This is a genomic window from Candidatus Sarcina troglodytae (genome assembly GCF_015708635.1).
Classification (GTDB): Bacteria; Bacillota; Clostridia; order Clostridiales; family Clostridiaceae; genus Sarcina; species Sarcina ventriculi.
In genome coordinates, this window is sequence record NZ_CP051754.1 from 2,292,986 (window position 1) to 2,311,924 (window position 18,939).

The following is an 18,939-nucleotide window of genomic DNA, read 5'->3' on the forward strand; positions in this document are numbered from 1 at the left end:
AGATATTGTGATTTTTTATCTTATATTTAATTATTTATCTCTTCTTGGATTTTCAAATGATACTGGTGTTGGATTTGGCGCTTCATGTTTTGGTCCTGGTGATGATAAATCAAAATAAAGCTTAGAATCTTCAGTAATTCCAAAATCTTTATTTGAACCACTATTTTGAACTTTATTTAAAGCTTCTCTAAATAAAGCATTATGTGCTTCTTCCCTATTAAGTAAAAAGTCTATTGTTTCTCTTACATACTTATCCTCTATTTGACGATATAAATATTCATAAACTACCTTTGCTCTTTGTTCTGATGCAATATTTGCAAGAAGGTCAGCAACTAAATCCCCTGTTACTGTTACATAATCTGCTGTCCAAGAATATCCTGATGCATTCGCTAAAACTGGTGATAATCCGTTTGTTACATGAGGTTCTATTCCACCAACTCCAACAGCTTCGTAATTCACATCATGACCATTTAATAAATTTATAGTTTGAGCTACCATTTCCATATGGCTAAGCTCTTCCGCACCTATATCTAAAAACAAATCTTTAATCTCTTTATCCTTTATTCTAAAACTTTGAGATATGTATTGTAGTGCTGCCTTTAATTCTCCATTGCAACCTCCTAATTGTTCTTGCATTAATACTGCATATTGGGGATTGGGCTTTTCCACTTTTACCTCATGTAATAATTGCTTTTCATGTTTAAACATAAAATAATTCCTCCTAAAATATAAATTCCTATTTCTTAGGATTTCACATTATTATGGATTTATTCCTATCATCAGTAAATATCATCATGCATATTTAAAAAACACTATTTAATATCTACTCATTAAATAGTGCTTACTTTTTTGTTTTACTTATTAATCTCTATTCCTTTAAATTTTATGTTTTTATATTTTTCAAACTTTTCTTTTACTACCTTTAAATTTTCTTCTGTATAAAATCCACCTTGAGTAGCCTCAATTTCTCTTAAATGGTGAGTTCTCCCCTCAACTGTTGTTCTATCACGACACAATCCATTTTCAGCAATTACAAATTTCCATTTTCCATCTTCAGTTTTTTCTAAATCACCACCTGCACCACATACTTGGCATTCAATTGGAAAATGTAGACCATCCCACTGAGCTTCCCCCAAGATTAAAGCATTAGAGTGACAATTCGGACACCATCCCATATTTTCATCTCCAAGCCATCTTCTTTCTTTTACAGGAGTATTTAACGACTTCATTACATTCTCACCAATTTCATAAGCACGTTTAATCATTTGTTCATTTAACAAACATTGTTTTGGTGCTGGAACTCTCGTTGCTAAATACATATCAACAACTTTAAAATCATTAGTAAAACATGTAGCCTGCATTGTTTCAAGAGCCATTGACTGCCATGAACGAGTAGAACCCCCAACCGCTATTAATGCACCTACTCTATCTTTATGTTCCACAGCTCCTATATCTTCTAAAAATGATGATTCATAACTTAAATTTCTATGCATAAATTTTAAAAAGGTTGCATTCGCCATTAAATCATAAGTTGGAGCAACAAATATTACTGCATCTTGACTTAGCATAACCTCCATTATTTCTTTTTTATCATCTTTTTTATCTAGAGTACAACCAACATATTTACCTTGACTCATACCGTGAGTACATGCAGTACAGCCTGTACAATCTAAAATATTATAATCTCTTAGATTAATCATTGTAATCTCTGCCCCTTGCTCCTCACATGCTATTAAAGCTTCTTTTAATAATATTTCAGAATTTGAATCTTTTCTTCCTGATGTAACACCCATCACTTTAAAACTCATAACAACAAAACTCCTAACAATAATTATTTTTTTCTTTAATAAATTTTTATTGTTATAATGTTATCATGGTTTAAATTATATAACATCAAAAATAAGTATAAAAACATTACAATTTTAATTAAATAAATTCAAATTTTTTCTGAAATTATCTTTACCATAAAAAATACTTTATATAAATTTCTATATTTTATCTCAATGCAATTTTGTAAAATATCTAATTAAAATATGGAGGAAATTCTTTTGATTACTTTAAAAGATATAATAAATTTTGTTGAAAATAATAATCTTAAAGCATATGGAGAATATAAAAACTCAATTATAACCAATGTGTCTATTTTAAAAGATAGAAAAAAACTTTTTAAAGATACCCTATACTTAACAGATAAAATTAACTTAAATTACTCTAAAGAATTTAATATTTTAGCTGTAACAAAAGACATTGATAAAAATTCTTCCTTGCTTCAATTAAAAACTAATTTTTCATTAGAAAAAATTTATATTCTAATTTCTGAATTTTTAATGAAAAAACAACAACTCTACATAAAAAAATATAATATATTTAATAGTATAACTAATGATTTTGAGATTCACGAAATCTTAAATATAGCTGAAAATTATTTAAATAATCCAATACTAATCTTAGATACTAGCTATAAAATTTTAGGACTTTCTAAACTTGCAACACTACTTCATGATTCTATAAATAACCATAATGAAAATTACTATTTAGTTTCTAAAATTATTGAAAACATTAAAGAAGATAATTGTATGAACACAATATATAACTCCACTCAAGCATTTTTTCACTTTGCTAACGAAAAACTTATCTTTTGTGGAATAAAAACAAATGAAATAACGACAGCGTATATTTGTGTTGTAAAAAAATATAGAGATTTCGACTTTGATGATTTAAATCTTGTAAATACTTTATCTAAAACATTATCCATACAAATTCAAAAGAATAATTTATTTATAAGTACCTCGGGTTTAGAGGAAGAATACTATCTTATTGATTTATTAGAAAACAAAGTAGATGATATAGATTATGTAAAAGAAAGACTATCTCAAACAAATTTTAAGATAAAGGATAACCTATTTTTAGTGGCAATTCCTTTTAAACAAATGTATAAAGATTATAGACACAACTTTGGCTTAAAACAATTAATAAGCAGTATTAAAAACATTCTTCTAAATTCCATCACAACCTATATTGATAATAAAATTATATTTCTTGTAAGTAAAAACTCTGAAAAATTGTTTTCTTGTGATGTTGAAACTCAATTTTTAAATTTTTTAAAACTAAATCATCTAAAAGCTGGAATTAGTATGCCCTTTGAAAATATTTTAGAAACAAGAGAATTTTATAAACAAAGCATAAATGTTTTAAATATAGTTGAAAATTTATGTTCTAAAGATTATATTTTTTATTTTGAGGATTACTTAGAATATTATTGGTTTAACTTATCAGTAAATAATAAAAATCAAATCAACATAAAAAACTTAATACACCCATATATAAAAAAAATTATCATTAATGATAAAAAGCATAATACTGAGCTTTTAAAAACTTTAATTACTTATTTAGAATACAACAGAAATTCAAACATAGCATCAAAAGTTTTAAAAATTCATAACAGTACCTTTTTTTATAGATTCCATAAAATAGAAGCATTGCTTAACATATCATTATCAGACAGCGATATCTTATTTAGATTAGAATTATCATTAAAATTGTTAAAGTATATAAATAAAGATATATCAAGTTTTTGATATATCTTTATTACAAAGTTTTAACTTATAAAAATTATACAATTATTCTGTAAATAATAATATCTTATTTAGATTAACCACAAATACTTAAAAAATATTTCATAAAAGTTAAATCTTCTGTAAGTTCTGGATGAAAAGATGTTGCTATAATATTCTTTTCTTTAACAGCAACAATTCTATCCTTAACCTTGCATAAAACTTCTATATTTTCTCCAACTTCCTCTACATAAGGAGCCCTTATAAATACAAGTTCCATTTCATTCTCTATCCCTTTAACTTTATGAAATTCACTAAAGCTATCTAATTGCCTTCCAAAAGCATTTCTCTTAACCTTTATATTCATAAGATTTAAATGGCTATTTTCTCCCTCAATTTCTTTTGCTAAAAGTATCATTCCGGCACAAGTTCCAAAGGTAGGCAGCCCTTCTTCTATTTTTCTTTTTAGAGGTTTTAAAAGATTTGTTATCCTTAAAAGTTTTCCCATAGTTGTACTTTCTCCACCAGGTAATATTATTCCATCTAACCCTTCTAAATCCTCTTCTTTTTTAACCTCTATAGCATCATGACCTAAAGCTTCTATCTGTTTTATATGTTCTATAACTCCTCCTTGGAAAGCCAAAACTCCAATTTTCACAGCCTACCATCCTCTTTCTTCATATCTAGTTTCTAATTCATTAGCATTTATTCCAAACATTGCTTCTCCTAAATCCTCAGAAACCTCAGCTAACTTTTTAGGATCATTATAATATGTTGTTGCTAAAACTATTGCTCTTGCTCTTTTCTCAGGATTATCTGATTTAAATATACCAGAACCTACAAATACACCCTCACTTCCAAGTTGCATCATAAGAGCAGCATCTGCTGGAGTTGCAACCCCACCTGCTGCAAAGTTTACTACTGGAAGCTTCCCTGTTTCATGAACCTCTTTTACTAAATCATAAGGTGCTCCATAATTTTTAGCTAAAGTCATAAGTTCTTCCTCAGTAGCGTTTTGAATTTCTTTTATTTGCTTAGTCATTGTTCTCATATGTGTTACAGCTTGTACTATGTCACCAGTTCCAGCTTCACCCTTAGTTCTTATCATTGAAGCACCTTCCCCTATTCTTCTCAATGCTTCACCAATATTTGTTGCACCACATACAAAAGGCACTTTAAAATCACTCTTAATTATATGATATTTATCATCAGCAGGAGTTAAAACTTCACTTTCATCTATAAAATCAACTTCTAAAGCTTCTAAAATTTGAGCTTCTACAAAATGACCTATCCTAACCTTAGCCATTACAGGAATTGAAACAGCTTCTTGAATTTCTTTAATCATTTTTGGATCTGACATTCTAGCCACTCCACCTTGCTTTCTTATATCAGATGGAACTCTTTCAAGTGCCATAACTGCACAAGCACCAGCTTTCTCAGCAATAATAGCCTCTTCTTTATTAGTGACATCCATTATTACTCCACCTTTAAGCATTTGTGCTAGATTTTTATTAATTGATTCTCTACTCATAGTTTTCCCCCATTTTTTTACAATTAATTATTTTATATAAATATATCATAAAATAAAATAAATACACAAATGTATGGGTACAATATTAATGCCTTATTTATGTATTCTTCTATACTAAATAAGGCATTATAACATTATTTATTTTTCTATCTCAAACCAACCCTCAGACGCTTCTAACATCGTCATCATCTTTTTAGGTATTTTTTGTTTTTCTAAATTATTAGCATGAACAACAGTTTCTATTTTTTCATTATTTTTTACTTTATTAACCCAATCTGGATCAGTAATAATTACATGACCTAAAGCAATTAAATCATACCCCACATTTTCTAACGCATCCTTAGCATCTTCTTTTGTATAAATACTTCCAACACCTATTAAAGGCTTTCTTCCACCTATTTTTTCTAAAATAAGTTTTCCTATAATTCTCTTGTCATCTTTATCTCTAATTGATGTGTTATTGTATTTACTTAATGAAATATGGAGATAGTCTATCCCTTCATTCGCTAAAGTATCAACCAAATAAAGAGTATCATCTAAAGTTATTCCTGGATTTTCTAATTCCTCAGGTGAAAATCTATAACCTATTATAAAGTCTTCTTTACCAAAATCTTTTTTAGCTTTATTTACTGCTTTTACAATTTCTAAAGGAAATTTAATTCTCTTTTCTCTGCTTCCTCCCCACTGATCGTTTCTTCTATTTGAGTGTGGTGAGAAGAATTGTTGAATTAAATATGTATTCGCTCCATGAATTTCAACTCCATCAAACCCAGCTTCTATGGCTCTTCTTGTAGTTTCATAAAATCCATCTATAAGGTCTAAAATTTCTTCATTTGTAAGTTCTCTTGGCGCTTTTAAAGATTCCATAGGCCCAAACAAATTATAATTTGGCTTAACAGCAGATGCACTTACAAGTTCTCCTTTAGTCGGATCTGCCATTCTTCCCGCATGAAATATTTGAAGAACCGCCTTAGCTCCTTGCGACTTTATAGCATCTGCCATTTTTTTTAGTGAAGGGATAAATTTATCATCGCCTGCATAAAATTCATCTTTAAATCCTTGACCATTAGGCTTAAAAAATGTACAACCTGTTATGACCATGCCTAAATCCTTTGCTCTCACTTTATAGTAATCAGCTTCATCATCTGCAACTGTTAAATCATCATTAGACGCACAAGTTGTCATAGGTGCCATTACTAATTTATTTCTTAAAGTAACTTTATCATTTAATTTAAATTCATTAAACATAAAACTCCTCCTTGTTCTTTTCTTATTTAGTTTGTTTATTTTAATTTTTATTATTCCAAATGTATATCCCCTAACAAAAACTTTATATTTTAATATTAAAAAACAAAAAAATAAAAGACTATCTTTTTAAGATAGTCAAAATTCATCTACGCAATCATGCTTATTGGCTTAATTGCCTCATTATAAACCTTTTTCATAAACATTGCACTAAGTATTACCGCTATTATTTCTGATACTGGAAAAGCAAACCATATTGCATTTACTCCAAAAGCTTCACCAAATATAAATGCTAATGGCAATATTGCAATTAATTGTCTAACAGCTGAAACCACTAAACTCAACATTCCATTTTCTAGAGCTTGGAATACAGAACTTGCTATAACACAAAAACCTGCAAAAATAAAGTTTATGCTTATTATTCTTAAGGCTGGAATTCCTATACGTAACATATCTTCTGAGGCATTAAATAAATATAATAGTTGTTTGGGAAATGCTTGAAATATTAAAAATCCTATCAACATAATACCCATTGCATAAATTGTACTAAGTTTTATTGTTTTTGTAACACGTTCTTCATTTTTAGCTCCATAATTATATGCAACTATTGGAACCATACCATTATTAAGACCAAATACAGGCATAAATACAAAACTTTGAAGTTTAAAATATACACCAAATACCGCTGTTGCTGTTGGTGTAAAACCTATTAATATTTTATTCAATCCAAATGTCATAACCGAACCTATTGATTGCATTACTATTGATGGAACACCCACAGCATAAATTCTTTTTATAATTTTAATATCAAGTTTAAATACCTTTTTATTTAACTTAATTTCATGATTTTTCTTTAAATTAAAGTAAAGAGCTAAAAACATAGCTATAATTTGACCAGTTACAGTTGCAACAGCCGCTCCAGCAACTCCCATCTTAGGTGCTCCAAATAATCCAAATATAAGTATTGGGTCTAAAATTATATTTATAATTGCTCCTATCCCTTGAGTTATCATGGTATAGAAAGTTTTTCCTGTTGATTGTAATAGTCTCTCAAGTATTATTTGCCCAAATAAACCTACAGATAAAATTGTACAAATATATATATATTGACTTCCATGATTTATTATCTCAACATTACTAGTTTGTGATTTAAAAAACACTCCAGTTAAAAATATTCCTATAAGTGCAAAAATTACATAACTTAAAAATGATAAAATTATTCCATTACTAGCTGCCTTATTAGCACTTTCAAAATCTTTTTGCCCTAAACTTTTAGATAACACAGCATTTACTCCAACTCCAGTACCAACCCCTACTGCAATCATCAAGGATTGAAGTGGAAATGCTAAAGAAACTGCCGTTAAAGCATTCTCACTTATTTGAGCCACGAACATACTATCTACAACATTATAAAGTGCTTGAACAAGCATTGATATAATCATAGGTAATGACATTGAAATAAGTAATTTATTTACAGTCATAGTCCCCATCTTATTTTCTTTTATATTCTTTGTGCTTCTCTCCATACTTTGTCCCCCTTTTTATATAATTTATTACATACTTAGATATTTTAACATATTTATTGTATTATCTGTAAGTTTTTTCGTTCGACTTTTATTATATTTTTTTGCAACAAAAAAGAGAACTAAAATTTAGTTCTCTTAATTAACAAACTTTCTTTTTTCTTTTACTTTCTCTTAAGAATGAAGGGATTATCATAATTAATGCAACTATACTTAATGCTAAATATGTATAACCAAATATAGATATTCCTGTATATGAACTTAAGTAACCAGTAAATAAATTTAATATACTAGATAAAATAGTTGGAACAACAACAACTTCAAATAAAAATGCTGTTGATTGTTGATTTGTAGGAACAAGATCAGCAATTAAATTATTTTGAACTGGCATTATAATCCCAACAACAACTCCATGAACAATCATTAAGAATAATAAAAACATATAGTTAGGTATTATAGCCATAAAATACCATCTAAAACATAGAATAATTAATGCTGTAAATGTCGCTAAATAACTCCTTTTAGCAAAAGGTAATTTATGAAAAATAAACAACAATAGTATTTCCATCACAATCATAATAAAAGGAACTGTACTTATCAAACTAGTAGGACAACCAAGTTTTTCAAGAATAACTTGTATAGAATAATTGCTTGCAGAATTACATGTTGCCATTATCACGTTTGTTGCAAATAACTGTATCAAAAACGCCTTATTTTTAAGCAAACTAAAAAGAATTTCTTTAGCGTTAACATTATTTTCAGTAACATCTAAATCATCATTTGGATTTACTTCAACTGCATTCTCTCCTGTTGTAAGTTCAGGTATAAATTGAAGTATAACGATAGTAGATAACATTATAATACCACATATAAGCAACGCACCTGTTGTTCCCCATAGATTTATAAATACTGGAGATATAAGACCTGAAATTCCATATCCTATCGCTCCCCATACACGTACCTTACCAAAAGGATATTTTGTCTTTTTTTCTATAGCTAATAAATATTCAGACATCAAACTAGTGCTTGGTGCATAAAGACAACTTCCAACTATGGTTACACCAAAAAATATCCAAAAATTATTTATAAATACTAAAACTATTATAGTAATCGCATTTGCTATCGTTACCAATTTTGTTAGATGTATAAGTCTTTTAGATTTATCAATAATTTTCCCCCATAAAGGCGATACAAGTAACATTATAAGAGGTGGTATACTAACTATTAATGATATTTCATCTGTTGTAAATCCCTTAACAGAACTTAGGAAAACAACAAAAATACCATAATAAATACCACCTGCTAACAAATATATAAATAGGTTACTAGAATATAAACCTATTATTTTTTTATCTTTTGTATTCATTAAACTTCTTCCTTTCTCTTTTCTCCTTTTCTATTAATATAAATTTGAATTAAAATATTCACTGTTAACATTTTCGACACAATATATTTGATTTTTTAATATTTTTTTTAATATATTCACTATAAATTCATGATAAAATTTATAATAAATATCAATACAAATTTTCATTTTAATTATTATATTTATGAATATACAGTTTTTTATTTTTTTTAACAAGAATCAAAAAATATTTTTTGTATAGTTAGTCTACATAACTATACAAAGTGTAGATTATGTAGGGAGGGAATTTTAACTTTGTCTACTAAAAATATAAAAAAAATAGATTTAAGAGTAAAAAGAACTGATAAATTAATTTTAGACACATTTATGAATTTATTAAAAGAAAAATCTTTTGATGATATTAGAATTTCTGATATATGTAATGGGGCTATGATTCATAGAACAACATTTTATAAGCATTTTGAAGATAAATATAATTTATTAAGTTATGCATTGAAAAATATTATAAACGGGTTTGAAATTAAGAGTCTTGATTTTTATAATAATACTGTTTCAAGAAAATTTTACATAAATTTATTTAAATCTTTTTTACAACATATTGAAAATAATAGAAAAATCTATCTTGTAGGATTAAGAAATCTAAAAAGTGATTTCCTTATAAATAACTTTAAAAGAATTATAGTTACATCTATAAAATACAGGCTAGAAGATAATAATAAACATGGTGCTAATTTTACTATACCCATTCCTGTATTAGCAGAGCTTTATTATGCTACAATGATAGGACTTGGTATTTGGTGGTTACAAAATGACGCTGATATATCTATCGACGAAACCATCAGCTATCTTGATTTAGCATTAACCAATATAATTGAAAACGATGGTGCAAATTAAAATAATTTGTACCACCGTTAAATGACAAATCTGAATTATGTATTTATATTTTACTAGTTTAATAAAATTTTTATACTAAAATACTCAATATATATTAACTAAATATCTTTATTTAACTTTAAAAAATTTAAGAATTACACTATCTGTTAGCCTCTCTGCTTTGCACACAAAAGCTGTTTCTGAAAGCCATCTAAGTTCTTCATTATAAACTTCAAAACTTGGTGTTGTGCAAAAATAATAAAGAGATGAATCTACAAAACCTCCGTTTTTAACTATCTCAACATATTCCTTTGGTACAGTTCTGAATCCATTATTTTCTATATAAAAACTCATTCCATTGTCTAGTTTTACAGCATATCTAGCACTTAAATCACACTTACCATTAGGTCTTATTATTTGACTATCAACCCCACCTGGTAAAACTTCACCGTGCATATCTGCTCCTTTAAGTTCTCCACTTAATATAGGAATTAATTGTCTTCTTCCAACTATATCATCTTGCCCAACTAATATTGGCTTATCTACCTTTACTACTATTGAAAAAACTTCTTCTAACATTTAAACTCCTCCTAAAATTTATTTTTTATATCCTAATTTTTCTGAAATATCTTTAGCTGATTTTAATAAATCATTTATGATTTCACATCCTATTTCTCCAGAAAGTCTTACTGATGGTGCTGCTATACTTAAAGATGCTATAAACTGCGAATTATACTCATATATAGGAACTGCTATACTAGTTATTCCAAGTTCTCCCTCTTCGATAGCCATTGCATAACCTTGATTTTTTACCCTCAATATATCTTCTTTTAATACATTTTTATCTGTAATAGTATTTTCAGTGCGTTTAAATAATTCAATCTTATCTAACGTTTTATCTAAAGTTTCTGTATCCATTGAAGATAAAAATAATTTTCCTGATGCTGTACAATGAAGAGGTATTTTGCCTCCAACTCTAGAATTTACACTAACAGTATTAAACTCTCTAGCCTTTTCAACACAAATTCCTTCAACTATTCCATTTTCATCATAAGGCATTGATAATTGTATATTTTCATTAAATTTATTTCTTAACTTTTCCATGTAAGGTCTAGCTATTTCAATTATATCTGTATGATATTCAAAAGCTTTTCCTAAGATAAATACTTTAGTTCCTAGCTTAAATTTACTATTATCCTTATTTTGTTCAATATATCCCATTGATTCCATTGTGTATATTAAATTTGATGCTGTACTTTTGGGCATATCTAACATTTTTGCTATATCTGTTAACCTTAATTCCTTAATTTCAATAGAAAAGCACTCTAATATCTTCAATGCCTTTACAAGTGAATTTATTATTTTTTTTTCAGCCATTATTATAATTCCTCCTAGCCATTCCACCTCTTAGCTTTATTATAATTTATATTGAATTGATCTAAAAGTTTCATAATATGATGATTTATTATATCATCTAAAGTTTTAGGATTATTATAAAATGCTGGCATTGGAGGAACCATCCTAACTCCAATTCTCGATAATTTAAGCATATTTTCTAAATGTATAGGGCTTAAAGGTGTTTCTCTCGCTGATAATACTAATTTTCTGCCTTCTTTAATCATGACACCTGCAGTTCTTGAAATTAAGTTATCATCATATCCATTAGCTATTGAACTCAATGTTTTCATACTACATGGAAGTATTATCATACCATCTGTAATAAATGAACCACTAGATATTTTAGCACCTAAATCCTTATTATCATAAACATAATTTGCTAAGTTTTTTAAATAGTTCACTTTATATTCAGTTTCTATTTCAAGATTTTTAATAGCCCAATCACTTAAAATAAGATGCGTTTTTATTCCATTTATATCATTTAAAATTTCTAATAATTTTATTGCATATATTGTTCCTGTTGCTCCAGTAACTCCAATTACGATGTCCATTTTTCACCTCTTAAATTTCTTATTGTTCTAAGCAAAGAATATGTACCTTTATAAAACTAGTTTAATTATTTTAGTTTGTTACATAATTCAGCTGTAATATCTTTACATAAAGATAACACATGCTGTATCTCATTTTTGCTTATATCATCTAAATGTATACCACAACATACCACAAATTTTCCCGAAAACTCTTTTTTTAATATATCTCCTATAACTTCTGTAACAAAATTTTCTTTATGCCCTTGGAATGTAAAAGTATTTAAATTAACTAAAGAGGAGCCTATTGTTAAGGCTCCCAAATGAGGTTTATCTCCTCCTGTTAAAATAACACATAAATCTTCTCCCATTTTTATAGCTTTAAGATTTATTTTTATTCTTTTAAATTCCTTTTTTATTTCTATCATTATTTTTTAATCAACTCTGGAATAGGAGGTATTTGGTCAAGATTTTTTATTTCTTCAGGATTAATTTTAAATCTTTTATCATATTTTTCATAATTTGTGATATCTTCATCTTCTGTTGACCTCCAAGAAAAGCAACATGTATCACATATATATACTTCCCATGCATCATCAACTGGTGCTTTTGTTAATAAATTTACTGTTTCTGAACCACATCTTGGACAAATCATTATTTATTCCCCCTTATATCTCTTAATGCATTTTTTAAATAATCACTCCAAAAATCAGTTTTTTCAGGAACTTCTAAAAGCTCTGTTTCTCTTGCTTTATCTGGTGCAACTGGAGTTGTAGCATCAATTATAAGCTTTGTGTGCATACCAGCTGGTTCTGATGATGGGTCTAATGGCATACCAGGCGCATTTGGAATTAATACTACATCTTTATCTGGACGAACTCTTGTTGTTAACGCCCACATAACCTGTTCTAAATTAAATGGGTCAACAAACTCATCAACTACAATAACTATTTTAGAATACGGCATTCCATGTGGTGTTGATAAAAGTCTCATGGCAACAGCCTTTCCATATCCTCCAAATCTTGATTTTGTTGATATAACTACACCTATTCCATGAGTATACATAGCATTTACAGCAACAACTTCTGGGAAATCCCTTTTTAGTTGTCTATATAAAGGTAAACTTGTGTTTAAAGCTATTAAATAATCAATTTCTGTCCAAGGCATTCCTAAATATAAATTTTCAAAAATAGGATTTTTTCTGTGAGTTATTGTGTGAATCCTAACTTCTGGTTGAAGTCTTGCACCTGAATAACTTCCAGGAAATTCTCCAAAAGGTCCCTCTATTTTTCTTTTTCTTGGAATTATATAACCTTCTAGAACTATTTCACTTCTAGCTGGAATATCCAAATTCCCAACTTCACTCTTAGTAAGTTCAATAGGTTCTCCTTTTAATGCTCCTGCAAAATCATATTCTGATTGTACATACTCTATTGGAGTGCTTGACATAAAGTTTAAAATTGGGTCATTCCCTAAACATATAGATATAGGTAATGGTTCATTCATTTCTTCCGCTTTTTTCAAATGAATAGCTATATCATGAAAAGGTAATGGTTGAATTCCTACTAAATCTTTTCCTTTAACTTGAATCCTATATGTACCAACATTTTGTTTATCAAAATTATCTGGATCTTCTGGATCTTTGCTAACTATTAAAGCTTTAGATATATAAAATCCACCATCATATTTATTAACCCTAAATAAAGGTAAAATATCAAAAAGATTTATATCTTTTGTTATCTTAACTTCCTTAATAGGTGCATCTTTTACCCATACAGGTTTTATTGGATACTTAGACCACTTTTTATCTAATTCATAAAATTGCTCTTTTACAGGAGTATCTTTTGGAAGTCCAAGCATAAGCGCATGATTTTGCCATGAACCGTGAACATTTAATACTACAGAATTTTTATATCCTTTAACTTTTTCTACAAGTACAGCCGGAGCACTCTCCATACTCGGTGCTGATTTTCCAATAGCGCTTAAATCAGGCTCTGGCATAACTTCATCTTTAATTCTTACTAATTGATTTTCTTTCTCTAGAAGCTCTAAAAACTCCCTTAAATCTTTATATGACAAACCTATCTCCCCTTTTTTGTTCAACATTGTTGAATTAAGTTTTGTATTGTTGTATATTAAAATTATATACCCTTAAATTTTAGCTGTCAAATTAAATTCAACACTTTCCGTATATCATCATTTATTCTAATTTTTATACTTAAGGAACCATTGTTTAACTAATGTTTTACCAAAATAATTTATGCATCCTAGTCCTCAAAACCTACTCTTAGCAAAATATAATTTACATTATTTATTAATTTTCTTATTTCTTCTATATTATTTAAGTAAACTTTAATATTTTTATAATCATTCTCCTTAAAAATGTTGAAAATAACCTTTTCTATATTCTTCACATTCGTTTCTTAACTGAATTCCCGAAAAAGTATGTATTGCATTATCTATACATCTATGGCATGGCACAAAACATCCAAGCATTTGACTATTAGCAGCATTTACTATGGCATCTACTTTAAGTGTTGTAATATCACCTTTCCAAAGGATTATTTTATTTTTATGTTTATTTTTTGTTCTATTAAATAGAATATCTATAGTTTCTAAATTATTAACATCCACTATTCCCTTTTCCACAGATATTTCTTTTAAAAATTCATCTTGAATCTTCAAAAAATCCTCATCAATTTTTTTAGGCTCTCTAACATTCATTAAAGACCTTAAAAGGTTAAATTTATCTTTATAATTATCAGGAATTTCAATATTTTTATACCTTATATCTTCCTCCATTAATCTATTTATTAAATAATCTAGCTTTTCATTATTGTTCATAAATTTTCTTTTCCTCTTTTCTAAAAACATTTCTGTCTTTTAAACAAATATCTATATATAAATAAAAAGCAAAAGCCCAAAAATATTTTGAACCTTTGCCTTTATCTAAATTCTTTTCAGCTTAATTTTAAAGATTAAATTCCTTTGGTGCATTACCTGAAAAATCTGCTATAATAGCTTTTGCATCTTCTAAATAAAATATTTCAAATATAGGATTATCAGCAGTTTTATAAAGTGATTTAACAAGTGGACTTGATTCTATAACTTTTTTCTTTATATCCATATCATTTGAAAACTTAACTTTTCCATTTAATCTCATCCATTGAAATTTAGAGTTTGATACACAAACCTCTACATATGGATTATTTTTTATTTGTTTAAACACATCTTTTTCATTATTTGTACAAAAATATAACTTTCCACCATCTTCAATCATAAATTGAAAAGGTCTAACCTTTGCCTTGTTATCTAATCCAACAGTTGCAAAATATTGTACTGGATTCTCTTTTAAAAATTCTATTACTTCATTCATTTTTATAACCTCCATAACCGTATTGTTTTTTCTATCTTATAATATTATAATAAATGCAATAATATCATTTGTATAGTAAGCACTTAAAAGTGCCATAGTATCTATTGGGATACTATTAAAACAAGGAGCTGATTTTTAATGAGTGATTTACCTGCTTGCCCAGTAGAAGTAACTTTAAAACTTATGGGTAATAAATGGAAGATATTGATAATAAGAGACTTATTAGATGGTACAAAAAGATTTGGAGAATTAAAAAAATCTGTTGGTAATATAACACAAAAAGTTTTAACATCTAACCTTAGAAGCATGGAAGAAAGCGGTCTTTTAATAAGAAAAGTCTATGCACAAGTTCCTCCTAAAGTTGAATATACTTTAACCGAAACTGGTTATAGCTTGAAACCTATTTTAGATAGTATGGCTAAATGGGGAGATGATTACAAATCTAATATATAATTAAAATTATATCATTTTAATTATATATTTAACTTTATTAAGTATAAAAAGACTGTATCGTAATTTTTGATACAGTCTTTTTATAGAATTATAATAATTTCTCAATTTGTTCAGATAATTTTTCCGGTTCATAAGTAGGTGCAAATCTTGCGATTACTTTACCATTTCTATCTACTAAGAACTTAGTAAAGTTCCACTTTATATCATCACCACTTGTGTTAAATCCTCTTTCTGATAACATCTTATATAATCCCTCTGATGCCTCATCTTCTTTAGCCTTTGGTGCTTCATTTTTCAAATATTTATAAAGTGGGTGTGCGTTTTCCCCATTAACATCTATCTTTGCAAAAGTTTCAAAAGTCGTATTGTATTTTAATTTACAAAAATTAGCTATTTCTTCATTGCTTCCTGGCGCTTGTTCAAAAAATTGATTGCAAGGAAAATCCAATATTTCTAAGCCCTTATCTTGATATTTATCATAAATTTTTTGAAGTCCTTCATATTGTGGAGTAAATCCACATCCTGTTGCAGTATTTACTATTAAAAGAACCTTTCCTTCATATTTTTTCAATGAAACTTCATTTCCTTTTATATCTTTAACTTTAAAATCATATAACATAATCTTTCCTCCTTATAATTTATATTTTCTCTCTTTAGTTATTGTTAGTAAATTAATTTATTTTATCAGCTTATCTAAATTTAATTTTTTAAAATTTATTTTTTTAAAAAAACAAGCTAAATTTAAAATTTAACTTAAACATATTTAACTCTTTTATTTATTATTTTATCAAATTTAATTTTGTTCTATTTACTTTTATTATATTCTTAATTTTTATATTTGTCAAGGCATCCATTTATAACTTTATAAATAAACCTAAAGTAACTATAAAGTAACTATGGCACTATAAAGTACCTACTTCACATAAACTTTTATTAATAGTAAGCTATGTTTATACAATAAATTTCAAAAAAAAGGAGAATTGCTATGGAAACAATTGAAATGTTACTTGAAAATTATGCTACTTCAATAAACAATGGTGATTTAGACTTAGCCGATAAATTATTCTTACAAAATGAAAATACTTCATTTATCCATCCAAGAGGACACGAAGTAGGTTTTGATAATGTAAAAGAAGCCTTCTATGTAAAAACTATGATTAATAGATTTTCAAAAAGAGATTTAAGAATACATAATATTAAAATAAATTTACTTACTGATAATACAGCAGTTGTAGAATTTTATTGGGATTTCTATGCTACTTTTAGAGAAGATAATACCGATATTATAACTAATGGACGTGAAAGCCAAACTTTAATAAAAGTAAATGATAAGTGGAAAATAGCTCATGTTCATTATTCAAATATGCCTGTTACTGGAGATAAAGAAGGATTTTAATATAAAATTACTATAAAAAATTTTAAAGTAGAAAATTAAAACTAGTTTTCTACTTTATTTTATTAATTTTTAATCTAAAAAGCTTCTTGCTATTTTAGCATGTTTAAGTTCATCTTCAATCATACTTTTAGCCTCTGGTATATCGTTTATAAATGGTGCATACATTTTCTCACCTTTTTCTTCAGCTTCCGCAATTCTTTCAAATATTTTATTTCCGTATTGTTTGTACATCTCTTCCATCATTTTTGCACTTTCATCATTTGGAGTTAAAATTTTATTTGTATATTTTTTTAATATGCCAGCATGTCTACCTTCATCTGCTGCCAATTCTAATAATGCTTTTTTCATACTTTCATCAGGGCTTAATTTTGCTAATGCTTGATAAACTAATACTCCATCTAATTCACCTTGTTGGTATTGTACTAATAATTCCTTTACTTCTTGTTTCATAATATAATACTCCTTATTATTTATTTTCAAATTATAAAATTCTCAATTAATATTAAATAATCAAATTTAATTTTACAAAATTAATTTTCTTAAAAATTAAGTTAAATATAATATTTAACTTAATTATTTGGGCTTATCTCATCTAATACTTTTTCTAATAAATTTTTTAAAATCAAAAGATCCTCCATGCTTCCATTAACCTTACAAGAAACTTGTTCTGGAACTTTAACAATTTCTTCTTTCAATTCTCTTCCTTTATCTGTTAATTCAACGTTAACTATTCTTTCATCACTTTTATCTCTGTATTTAATTAATAAACCCATAGCTTCTAGCTTTTTTATTACTGGTGTAATAGTTCCTGAATCTAAGTATAATTTTTTGCAAAGTTCTTTAATAGTTATCTTTTCATCTTCCCATAACACAAGCATTGTTATATATTGAGTATAAGTTAAATTATACTCATCTAAAAAAGGTTTATATAATTTTATAACTTCTCTAGATGCTGCATATAGAGGAAAACATACTTGATTACTTAATTTCAAACTTTCGAATTTATCCATTTCTATCACCTTACATTTTAGGAAATTTAATTTGATTCAATCAACTTATAAATTGATTATATTATTTATATTTATTCTTGTCAAATGTAATAATAAGTTATCTATAATACTTAAACCCTTGAAATCCCCTTTATTACTTAAAAAAGCCTAATTGATAAATTCAATGTTAACAAAAATTTTACTATACCAAGCATTACAATACATTGTTTAATTTATTCTTAATCCACATAAAATTTATTACTTATTCCTTTTGATAGCACATTTCTAGCATGTTCTTTTGCTAAATCTAAGGAATGTAATGCAGCTGTTCCACATTGTACTTCATTATCCGCTGGAATTTTTTCTTGTTGTAGCACTTTATCTAATGAATATTCTAGTGCATCTATAACCTCATCAACTTCTACTTCCCCAAAACTTACTAAATAGAATCCTGTTTTGCATCCCATTGGAGATACATCAATAATATTATCTAGCTTTTCTCTCATAAACCCTGCTAAAAAATGTTCTAACGTATGAATACCCTTATCTGACAATATTTCTTTATTAGGTTGTGCAAATCTTAAATCGAATTTAGTGACTATATCTCCTTTAGGCCCAACCTTAACTCCTGCTTTTCTCACATAAGGTGCCTTTACCTTTGTATGATCTAATTCAAAACTTTCTACCTTTATCATTTTATCCATCTCC

The 18,939-nt window shown here is 27.3% G+C and carries 23 protein-coding genes; 4 read left to right on the forward strand and 19 right to left on the reverse strand.

What is annotated here, in order from left to right; all coding sequences use genetic code 11:
- Window positions 1-30: 30 nt before the first annotated feature.
- Entirely contained in the window at window positions 31-708 is a 678-nt protein-coding gene (locus HH195_RS10650) for a manganese catalase family protein (protein ID WP_055258899.1), read from the reverse strand.
- Between the two features lie 146 nt (window positions 709-854).
- On the reverse strand, window positions 855-1,808 hold the full coding sequence (locus HH195_RS10655) for a flavodoxin family protein (protein WP_196371064.1): 954 nt from the start codon (window positions 1,806-1,808) through the stop codon (window positions 855-857).
- 240 nt (window positions 1,809-2,048) lie between these two features.
- On the opposite strand from HH195_RS10655, the gene HH195_RS10660 reads away from it, so the two are divergent.
- Window positions 2,049-3,578: a PucR family transcriptional regulator gene (locus HH195_RS10660; RefSeq protein WP_243278503.1), complete on the forward strand. Its 1,530-nt coding sequence runs from the start codon at window positions 2,049-2,051 to the stop codon at window positions 3,576-3,578.
- Window positions 3,579-3,651: 73 nt separating this feature from the next.
- On the opposite strand, the gene pdxT is transcribed toward HH195_RS10660, so the two are convergent.
- From pdxT to HH195_RS10685, 5 genes are all read right to left on the reverse strand, one after another.
- Window positions 3,652-4,212 carry a pyridoxal 5'-phosphate synthase glutaminase subunit PdxT gene (gene pdxT / locus HH195_RS10665; RefSeq protein WP_055258903.1) on the reverse strand — a complete coding sequence of 187 codons (561 nt, stop codon included), beginning with the start codon at window positions 4,210-4,212 and terminating at the stop codon, window positions 3,652-3,654.
- 3 nt (window positions 4,213-4,215) lie between these two features.
- Complete coding sequence (gene pdxS / locus HH195_RS10670; RefSeq protein WP_055258904.1) at window positions 4,216-5,085, reverse strand: pyridoxal 5'-phosphate synthase lyase subunit PdxS; 870 nt, start codon at window positions 5,083-5,085, stop codon at window positions 4,216-4,218.
- Window positions 5,086-5,223: 138 nt separating this feature from the next.
- Window positions 5,224-6,333 carry an NADH-dependent flavin oxidoreductase gene (locus tag HH195_RS10675; RefSeq protein ID WP_196371066.1) on the reverse strand — a complete coding sequence of 370 codons (1,110 nt, stop codon included), beginning with the start codon at window positions 6,331-6,333 and terminating at the stop codon, window positions 5,224-5,226.
- Between the two features lie 146 nt (window positions 6,334-6,479).
- Entirely contained in the window at window positions 6,480-7,856 is a 1,377-nt protein-coding gene (locus tag HH195_RS10680) for an MATE family efflux transporter (protein ID WP_196371067.1), read from the reverse strand.
- Window positions 7,857-7,995: 139 nt separating this feature from the next.
- Complete coding sequence (locus HH195_RS10685) at window positions 7,996-9,219, reverse strand: MFS transporter (RefSeq protein ID WP_196371068.1); 1,224 nt, start codon at window positions 9,217-9,219, stop codon at window positions 7,996-7,998.
- 294 nt (window positions 9,220-9,513) lie between these two features.
- Here HH195_RS10685 and HH195_RS10690 point away from each other — a divergent pair, with 294 nt between their 5' ends.
- On the forward strand, window positions 9,514-10,113 hold the full coding sequence (locus HH195_RS10690; protein WP_055258913.1) for a TetR/AcrR family transcriptional regulator: 600 nt from the start codon (window positions 9,514-9,516) through the stop codon (window positions 10,111-10,113).
- Window positions 10,114-10,221: 108 nt separating this feature from the next.
- On the opposite strand, the gene HH195_RS10695 is transcribed toward HH195_RS10690, so the two are convergent.
- The 8 genes from HH195_RS10695 to HH195_RS10730 all read right to left on the reverse strand — a co-directional run bounded on the left by HH195_RS10695 (window position 10,222) and on the right by HH195_RS10730 (window position 15,393).
- Window positions 10,222-10,671 carry a DUF3237 domain-containing protein gene (locus HH195_RS10695; RefSeq protein ID WP_196371069.1) on the reverse strand — a complete coding sequence of 150 codons (450 nt, stop codon included), beginning with the start codon at window positions 10,669-10,671 and terminating at the stop codon, window positions 10,222-10,224.
- 18 nt (window positions 10,672-10,689) lie between these two features.
- Window positions 10,690-11,469, reverse strand: coding sequence for an IclR family transcriptional regulator (locus tag HH195_RS10700; protein ID WP_196371070.1), 780 nt, complete (start codon window positions 11,467-11,469; stop codon window positions 10,690-10,692).
- A 14-nt stretch (window positions 11,470-11,483) separates the two neighbouring features.
- A complete protein-coding gene (locus tag HH195_RS10705; protein WP_196371071.1) occupies window positions 11,484-12,041 on the reverse strand; it encodes a UbiX family flavin prenyltransferase in 558 nt (185 codons plus the stop codon).
- Window positions 12,042-12,106: 65 nt separating this feature from the next.
- A complete protein-coding gene (lpdD, locus tag HH195_RS10710) occupies window positions 12,107-12,445 on the reverse strand; it encodes a prenylated flavin chaperone LpdD (RefSeq protein ID WP_195925871.1) in 339 nt (112 codons plus the stop codon).
- Window positions 12,445-12,672: a non-oxidative hydroxyarylic acid decarboxylases subunit D gene (locus tag HH195_RS10715; protein ID WP_055258923.1), complete on the reverse strand. Its 228-nt coding sequence runs from the start codon at window positions 12,670-12,672 to the stop codon at window positions 12,445-12,447. Before HH195_RS10715 ends, lpdD begins: the two co-directional genes overlap by 1 nt.
- Window positions 12,672-14,096, reverse strand: coding sequence for a non-oxidative hydroxyarylic acid decarboxylases subunit C (locus HH195_RS10720; protein ID WP_196371072.1), 1,425 nt, complete (start codon window positions 14,094-14,096; stop codon window positions 12,672-12,674). Before HH195_RS10720 ends, HH195_RS10715 begins: the two co-directional genes overlap by 1 nt.
- Window positions 14,097-14,393: 297 nt before the next feature.
- A complete protein-coding gene (locus HH195_RS10725; RefSeq protein ID WP_196371073.1) occupies window positions 14,394-14,861 on the reverse strand; it encodes a macro domain-containing protein in 468 nt (155 codons plus the stop codon).
- Window positions 14,862-14,988: 127 nt separating this feature from the next.
- On the reverse strand, window positions 14,989-15,393 hold the full coding sequence (locus HH195_RS10730; RefSeq protein ID WP_112365495.1) for a pyridoxamine 5'-phosphate oxidase family protein: 405 nt from the start codon (window positions 15,391-15,393) through the stop codon (window positions 14,989-14,991).
- A 138-nt stretch (window positions 15,394-15,531) separates the two neighbouring features.
- Between HH195_RS10730 and HH195_RS10735 the strand changes: the two genes are divergently transcribed.
- Window positions 15,532-15,846 (forward strand): winged helix-turn-helix transcriptional regulator, encoded by a 315-nt coding sequence (locus HH195_RS10735; protein WP_196371074.1) that lies wholly within the window; start codon window positions 15,532-15,534, stop codon window positions 15,844-15,846.
- An 88-nt stretch (window positions 15,847-15,934) separates the two neighbouring features.
- Here the strand turns inward: HH195_RS10735 and HH195_RS10740 are convergent, their stop codons facing one another.
- Window positions 15,935-16,465: a glutathione peroxidase gene (locus HH195_RS10740; protein WP_196371075.1), complete on the reverse strand. Its 531-nt coding sequence runs from the start codon at window positions 16,463-16,465 to the stop codon at window positions 15,935-15,937.
- A 366-nt stretch (window positions 16,466-16,831) separates the two neighbouring features.
- Here HH195_RS10740 and HH195_RS10745 point away from each other — a divergent pair, with 366 nt between their 5' ends.
- Window positions 16,832-17,242: a YybH family protein gene (locus HH195_RS10745; protein WP_055258936.1), complete on the forward strand. Its 411-nt coding sequence runs from the start codon at window positions 16,832-16,834 to the stop codon at window positions 17,240-17,242.
- 69 nt (window positions 17,243-17,311) lie between these two features.
- On the opposite strand, the gene HH195_RS10750 is transcribed toward HH195_RS10745, so the two are convergent.
- The 3 genes from HH195_RS10750 to HH195_RS10760 form a co-directional block, all read right to left on the reverse strand.
- A complete protein-coding gene (locus HH195_RS10750; protein ID WP_196371076.1) occupies window positions 17,312-17,692 on the reverse strand; it encodes a ferritin family protein in 381 nt (126 codons plus the stop codon).
- A 119-nt stretch (window positions 17,693-17,811) separates the two neighbouring features.
- On the reverse strand, window positions 17,812-18,252 hold the full coding sequence (locus HH195_RS10755; RefSeq protein ID WP_055258940.1) for a MarR family winged helix-turn-helix transcriptional regulator: 441 nt from the start codon (window positions 18,250-18,252) through the stop codon (window positions 17,812-17,814).
- Window positions 18,253-18,470: 218 nt separating this feature from the next.
- Complete coding sequence (locus tag HH195_RS10760) at window positions 18,471-18,926, reverse strand: S-ribosylhomocysteine lyase (protein WP_055258942.1); 456 nt, start codon at window positions 18,924-18,926, stop codon at window positions 18,471-18,473.
- Between the last annotated feature and the right edge of the window lie 13 nt (window positions 18,927-18,939).

What these genes read in the sequence shown, in the direction of transcription:
- HH195_RS10650 (WP_055258899.1), bottom strand. Translation starts at nt 708, where the DNA reads ATGTTTAAACATGAAAAGCAATTATTACATGAGGTAAAAGTGGAAAAG.
- HH195_RS10655 (WP_196371064.1), bottom strand. Translation starts at nt 1,808, where the DNA reads ATGAGTTTTAAAGTGATGGGTGTTACATCAGGAAGAAAAGATTCAAAT.
- pdxS (WP_055258904.1), bottom strand. Translation starts at nt 5,085, where the DNA reads ATGAGTAGAGAATCAATTAATAAAAATCTAGCACAAATGCTTAAAGGT.
- HH195_RS10675 (WP_196371066.1), bottom strand. Translation starts at nt 6,333, where the DNA reads ATGTTTAATGAATTTAAATTAAATGATAAAGTTACTTTAAGAAATAAA.
- HH195_RS10680 (WP_196371067.1), bottom strand. Translation starts at nt 7,856, where the DNA reads ATGGAGAGAAGCACAAAGAATATAAAAGAAAATAAGATGGGGACTATG.
- HH195_RS10685 (WP_196371068.1), bottom strand. Translation starts at nt 9,219, where the DNA reads ATGAATACAAAAGATAAAAAAATAATAGGTTTATATTCTAGTAACCTA.
- HH195_RS10695 (WP_196371069.1), bottom strand. Translation starts at nt 10,671, where the DNA reads ATGTTAGAAGAAGTTTTTTCAATAGTAGTAAAGGTAGATAAGCCAATA.
- HH195_RS10700 (WP_196371070.1), bottom strand. Translation starts at nt 11,469, where the DNA reads ATGGCTGAAAAAAAAATAATAAATTCACTTGTAAAGGCATTGAAGATA.
- HH195_RS10705 (WP_196371071.1), bottom strand. Translation starts at nt 12,041, where the DNA reads ATGGACATCGTAATTGGAGTTACTGGAGCAACAGGAACAATATATGCA.
- lpdD (WP_195925871.1), bottom strand. Translation starts at nt 12,445, where the DNA reads ATGATAGAAATAAAAAAGGAATTTAAAAGAATAAAAATAAATCTTAAA.
- HH195_RS10715 (WP_055258923.1), bottom strand. Translation starts at nt 12,672, where the DNA reads ATGATTTGTCCAAGATGTGGTTCAGAAACAGTAAATTTATTAACAAAA.
- HH195_RS10725 (WP_196371073.1), bottom strand. Translation starts at nt 14,861, where the DNA reads ATGAACAATAATGAAAAGCTAGATTATTTAATAAATAGATTAATGGAG.
- HH195_RS10730 (WP_112365495.1), bottom strand. Translation starts at nt 15,393, where the DNA reads ATGAATGAAGTAATAGAATTTTTAAAAGAGAATCCAGTACAATATTTT.
- HH195_RS10735 (WP_196371074.1), top strand. Translation starts at nt 15,532, where the DNA reads ATGAGTGATTTACCTGCTTGCCCAGTAGAAGTAACTTTAAAACTTATG.
- HH195_RS10740 (WP_196371075.1), bottom strand. Translation starts at nt 16,465, where the DNA reads ATGTTATATGATTTTAAAGTTAAAGATATAAAAGGAAATGAAGTTTCA.
- HH195_RS10745 (WP_055258936.1), top strand. Translation starts at nt 16,832, where the DNA reads ATGGAAACAATTGAAATGTTACTTGAAAATTATGCTACTTCAATAAAC.
- HH195_RS10750 (WP_196371076.1), bottom strand. Translation starts at nt 17,692, where the DNA reads ATGAAACAAGAAGTAAAGGAATTATTAGTACAATACCAACAAGGTGAA.
- HH195_RS10755 (WP_055258940.1), bottom strand. Translation starts at nt 18,252, where the DNA reads ATGGATAAATTCGAAAGTTTGAAATTAAGTAATCAAGTATGTTTTCCT.
- HH195_RS10760 (WP_055258942.1), bottom strand. Translation starts at nt 18,926, where the DNA reads ATGATAAAGGTAGAAAGTTTTGAATTAGATCATACAAAGGTAAAGGCA.